Below are 5172 nucleotides of genomic sequence, written 5' to 3'. Positions count from 1 at the left end.
CTCGGCGGCGGGTAGCTACCCATACTCAATCGCCCGCAGCATTGCCAGCCAAAACTACGAGTTAAGCGACGACCAGACGGAAGAGATAGTTGAAATATCGATCCGGATTCTCTGCCCGAAGTTTATAGACCGCATTCGGTAGCAAGCGCCTAGTCAATACGTTGGTGTACTGGCACTAAAAAAGGGGAAACGGTAGGCGTTTCTAAGCAGTCTTTTTCACCATGGGCACCGTTGTGTTGCGCCGTCCCCGTCCGGGCTGCGGGATGCCGGCCCGTTCTCGGTGCTCATGCAGCAACCGCCCCACCGTGCCCGTCGAGCAGTCGAGGGCCTCGGCGATCTCGCGATACGTGGCACCACCGGCCCGCAACTCCGCCGCACGCCCACGCCGCGCCGCCGCCCGCGCCTCGACTGCCTCACGAGGCTCTGCCCATAGCCGCTTGGCGTGGCGCTCAGACGTTCCTAGTTCGGCAGCTAGCTCCGCAGCCGTCATGGGACGTCGGCTCTGATCTGCAGCAGTCACGACGAGCCCTCCATTCGCGCCTTAACCTCTGCGAGTTTTGCCGCCATACGTTCGCGGCGAACCTCGCCGGACCTAACACCACCTATCTTCCCTCTACGCGCTTGGTACTTCGACTTGCTGACGAAGTTGCGTCGGACCCATCGGCTGATACTCGATGCGGTGGCCTGGACCTCCGCAAACGGCAGGGGGCCACCAAGAGCCGGGTTAAACGAGCTGTTAACCGCATGACAGTGCTGTACGACGATTCGGTGCCAATCTTCGAACGGCATTGCCGGATCGTGCAGGCCGTAGACCTGCTTGCGCGCCGTATGGAACATCGTGCAGTTGCGGCCCAGTCCTGAGGAACGTTCCGGGGTGCGCGGTAGCTGAGTCGGGGCCAGCGGGGTCCGTAGCTCGCCGAGTGAGTACGCGCGCGCATCACCCCAGATGACCTCCGCGTCTTCTGCGAGTGGGTTGCGCGTGAGCAGACCGACATACGCCGGGTCACCGTCGAGAGATCGACGCAGCCCCTCCGTCATTCGTGCCAGGTGCCGCAGTGGGTCGATCCTGGCCGCGTCCGTGCGACACACCGGCGCATTGAGCCACCAGCCGACGTGCCCGTGTCCGGTAGGCCCTACCGCAACCCACGACGGTGTCGGATGGTCACGTGGCCGCTCGAAAGCCCGCAGGACTGCATCGGGCCGGTCTACGTCGACCACCACGGCGGTCACGAGTGCTTTGGGGGAGACCTCGACGTACTGGCGCGTGAGGGCACGCTCCCGCACCTCTCGCCACGACCCGGCCGCGAGGTCATCTGAGGCCAGCGGGTACCGACCGAGGTACCGCTCACGCCACTCATCCGGAGTGTGCACGGCGGGCCCGGTCCTCGTCGTCATGGAGAAGAGCATCACACACATGTGAGCTATATTCGGTCGGGACACGAAGCTACTCAGATATTTCCGGGCTCCCCGCCGTTTCTGCGCGGTGCCCTTCCCGGAGAATCAGAGCCATGCGGCTCCCGCAGAGCGTCATGGGCCGCGTGATCTATCTCTCCCTTCTCGACCTTGTCCGGGAGTACGCCTACGCCATCCGCTGGGACCACGACGACCTCGATGACTTCACTTCAGCGGTCATCGAGCATGCCCCTCAGCGGACTGGTGCAACTCACCGGAGGGAAGCTGAGACCACAGCACGTAAGTGCGCGCGCTGGACGTGGGAGCACCTCACCGAACTCCGCTAAGCGAATGCCCCAGTCGTCAGGTCAGGGGTTGGCCCCGGGTCTTTGCCAAGTTGCGCTACTACCGCGTGAAACTGGCGGTCGATCACTTTGCTCTCGAACTTGACCGGGCGGTGCTCCTCGTGCCGCCGCAGCATCCACTGCACGCGCTCAGTTCGACCCCCTCCCCCTTGTGCTTCCGGTCGTGCCGACACTGACACACCTCTTGCTGAAGCTCAGACCTAGAAACACCACACAGTAGGCACTAGTAGTGAGCTCGGGAAATGCGCTGGTTGGAGCGCCTGCGGCAGATCCACCGCTTGCCTAATCTGTTTTTCGCACGTGCGCTAAAGTCTGCGGCATGAGTGCCCCCCCGGATCAAGGCGCGTGCGCACACTGCGGCGGTGCGATCCCGGGCCGGGTCGACCCCCGCGGCCGTCGCGCTCGCTACTGCTGCGGTGCGTGCCGAGCCGCCGCGTCACGTTCCCGTGCCGCGGCAGCTGCCGCCGATGCGCTGGTGGACGAGAACCAAGTTGTCGCGGCGGTGGAAGCGCTCGCGGTCGTGGCCGAGACGCGAGCGCTGGACCCGGCGGAGCTCCACCATGCTCGCCGCATCGTCGACGCCGCTGCGCGCATCTCGGAAGCGCACCGAGAACGTACCCAGAGTCGGGCTGCGCTGGTGTCTTCCAAAGCGCTGGCCCCCGCGACGGATGCGGGGCTGAGTCGTCAGCAGCGACGTGCCCAGGAGCGCGCGGTCCGCAAGGTGCGCGGGCCGGCGTAGTGACGCCGTAGACGTGGCGCGAAGCGTGCAACAGACAGCGGTGCGCTTGGTCTGAGGAAAGCGTGGGCGCGAACGGGTGGGACGAGGGGAACGGATGGTGGTCTGAAAGTTCAGCCAGAGGTGTGTCGGGGGTCGATGGTTTGCTGGGTCGTCAAACGCCGACAGTCGGATGGTGCAGGCGTTGGAGGCAGGCGAGACGTCTGGGGCGTGTGACCGTGCTGGAAGGATCGCCCGAGACCCATTTGTAGAGACCAGGAGTGTGTGAGTGTCGGCGACGACGTTGGACCGCGGCCAAATCCTTCACCACCTCCGGGATTTTTCGACTCATTGGTCGGAACGCATCGCCGGGTGGCGCGAGGACAAGGTCACCGGTACCGAGTCGAGCTTTGCGCAATCGTTCTGGTCCGACCTGCTCGCGTGTTTCGACATCAACGCCGCCCGGATCGACCTGTTCGAGCGCGAAGCGATTCGCGCCACTACGGGAAACAAGGGCTCGATCGATGTGTTCCAGTCCGGGGTGTTCATCGGCGAAGCCAAGTCCCTCGGCGTCGACCTAGACAAGGCCCAAGCCCAGGCCCAGGACTACCTGGCCGGCGGTTCCGTTGGACAGCACGAGTTCCCCAAGTACGTGATCGTCACCGACTTCGAGCGGATCCGCATTGACCAACTCGGAGAAGACGGAAGCCACGTCGAGTTCACTATCGACCAGGCGCCGGAACATCTCGACGCGATGCTATTCCTTGCCGGGCACGAGACCGTCACGCGGCGCGAGGAGCAGGACGCCTCCATCCATGCCGCGCAGCTCATGGCGCAGCTCTACGAAGCGATGGTCGGTAACGAGGCCGACCAAGACGTCGACGTCGATTTAGTTCTCACCGAAGATCCCGCCGATGAGGACAGTGTGCAGCGGGCCTCGATGATGCTCACCCGCATCCTGTTCCTGCTCTACGGCGACGACGCCGGCTTATGGGAAGCGGACTTATTTCATCGGTGGGTTGAGCAACGCACCGACTCCGACAACCTCGGCGCACAGCTGCACTCCTTGTTCGCTGTGCTCAACACCCCGACCAGCAAACGCAACAAGAACCTCGGCGACCTGATTGCCCGTTTCCCGTACGTCAACGGTGCCCTGTTCGCCGATGTTCTGCCGCTGGAGTACTTCACCCCCGGCATGCGTGACGCGCTCCTGGAAGCGTGCCGGTTCCGGTGGACGCGCATCTCCCCAGCCGTGTTCGGCGCGATGTTTCAGCTCGTCAAGAGCAAAGAGGCACGCCGTGCGGCCGGTGAGCACTACACCTCCGAGACAAACATCCTCAAGACCATCGAGCCGCTGTTCCTCGACGACCTCCAGGCCGAGGCCAACCGACTGTGCGGCAACAAGTCCACCAGCGTCAAAGCACTACGCGAGTTCCGGGACCGGCTCGCCACCCACGTGTTCGTCGACCCGGCCTGCGGGTGCGGCAACTTCCTCGTGGTCGCCTACCGCGAACTGCGACGGATCGAAACCCAGATCATCAAAGAGATCCGCGTCCGCGAGGGGCAGACCGGCATGGCCCTGGACGCCACGTTGGAAACCAAACTCACCATCGGCCAGTTCCACGGCATCGAGATCAACTGGTGGCCAGCCAAGATCGCCGAAACCGCCATGTTCCTCGTCGATCACCAAGCCAACCGAGAACTCGCCGCAGCGGTCGGCCAGGCACCCGAGCGACTGCCCATCACGATCACCGCACACATCCACCACGCCAACGCTCTTCAGGTCGACTGGGAAGAGCTCTTCCCCGCCCCCTCTGGTAGCACGTACGTGTTCGGCAACCCGCCATTCATCGGGCAGTACACCAAGACCAGCGAGCAGACCGCCGACATGCGGCGCGTATGGGGACGCGACTACGACGGCTACCTCGACTTCGTCACCGGCTGGCACGCGCAGGCGCTGCACCTTTATGCCGATGGTCGTCCGGGGGAATTCGGCTACGTCACGACCAATTCGATCACCCAAGGCCAACCAGTGCCCGCGTTGTTCGGGCCCATACAACGTGAAGGTTGGCGCATCAAGTACGCGCACCGCACCTTCGCTTGGGACTCCGAAGCGCCTGGCAAAGCCGCGGTCCACTGCGTCGTAGTCGGCTTCACTCGAGATCGGGGGGCCAAACAGCGCTTGTGGACTTATCCCAACATCAACGCCGCCCCCGTCGAGGTCCCCGTCGACCGCGGTATCAACGCTTACCTCGTCGATGGCCCATGGGTGCTCGTCCGCAAACGCATGATGCCCCTTTCTAGCCAGCTACCACCGGCAAGATTTGGCTCGAAGCCCGTTGACGGGGGAAATCTCATCGTCGAAGCCGCAGAGTACGAAGAGCTGGCGGCAGATCCAATCGCATCAAAATACTTAAGGCCGTTTCGGATGGGGCGCGAGCTTGTGCGTGGCCAAGACCGATGGTGTCTATGGCTTGTTGACCTCTCTCCCGAAGATCTGCGCAGGTCAAAAACTCTTCGAGACAGGGTAGAAGCAGTTCGGCAAATGCGGGAGGGCAGCAAGAAGCCGGCCACCAGAAATAGTGCGGCGACACCGCACCTGTTTCAGGAAAACCATCAACCTGCCACGGACTACGTCGGCATTCCGGCCGTTGTATCTGAGGCGCGGCGCTACTACACGGTCGCTTCGTTGCCTGCGGA

4 protein-coding genes are annotated in these 5172 nt (G+C 63.4%); 2 read left to right on the top strand and 2 right to left on the bottom strand.

Annotated features, from left to right (window positions below; all coding sequences use genetic code 11):
* Nucleotides 1-202: 202 nt before the first annotated feature.
* A complete protein-coding gene (locus DCI01S_RS16985) occupies nt 203-490 on the bottom strand; it encodes a helix-turn-helix domain-containing protein (RefSeq protein WP_082767883.1) in 288 nt (95 codons plus the stop codon).
* Between the two features lie 26 nt (nt 491-516).
* Complete coding sequence (locus tag DCI01S_RS16980; RefSeq protein ID WP_167349577.1) at nt 517-1395, bottom strand: replication initiation protein; 879 nt, start codon at nt 1393-1395, stop codon at nt 517-519.
* Nucleotides 1396-2232: 837 nt separating this feature from the next.
* Between DCI01S_RS16980 and DCI01S_RS17380 the strand changes: the two genes are divergently transcribed.
* Complete coding sequence (locus tag DCI01S_RS17380) at nt 2233-2496, top strand: hypothetical protein (RefSeq protein WP_156482642.1); 264 nt, start codon at nt 2233-2235, stop codon at nt 2494-2496.
* A gap of 265 nt (nt 2497-2761) precedes the next feature.
* Nucleotides 2762-5172: DNA methyltransferase (locus DCI01S_RS15790; RefSeq protein WP_156482641.1), on the top strand; the 2411-nt coding region annotated here is incomplete at its 3' end.

It is taken from the genome of Dietzia cinnamea NBRC 102147 (assembly GCF_001571065.1).
Taxonomy (GTDB): domain Bacteria; phylum Actinomycetota; class Actinomycetes; order Mycobacteriales; family Mycobacteriaceae; genus Dietzia; species Dietzia cinnamea.
This window is presented reverse-complemented; position numbering and strand designations above follow the sequence as displayed.

Coding starts and splice junctions, on each gene's coding strand:
- DCI01S_RS16985 (WP_082767883.1), bottom strand. CDS start 490: ATGACGGCTGCGGAGCTAGCTGCCGAACTAGGAACGTCTGAGCGCCAC.
- DCI01S_RS16980 (WP_167349577.1), bottom strand. CDS start 1,395: ATGACGACGAGGACCGGGCCCGCCGTGCACACTCCGGATGAGTGGCGT.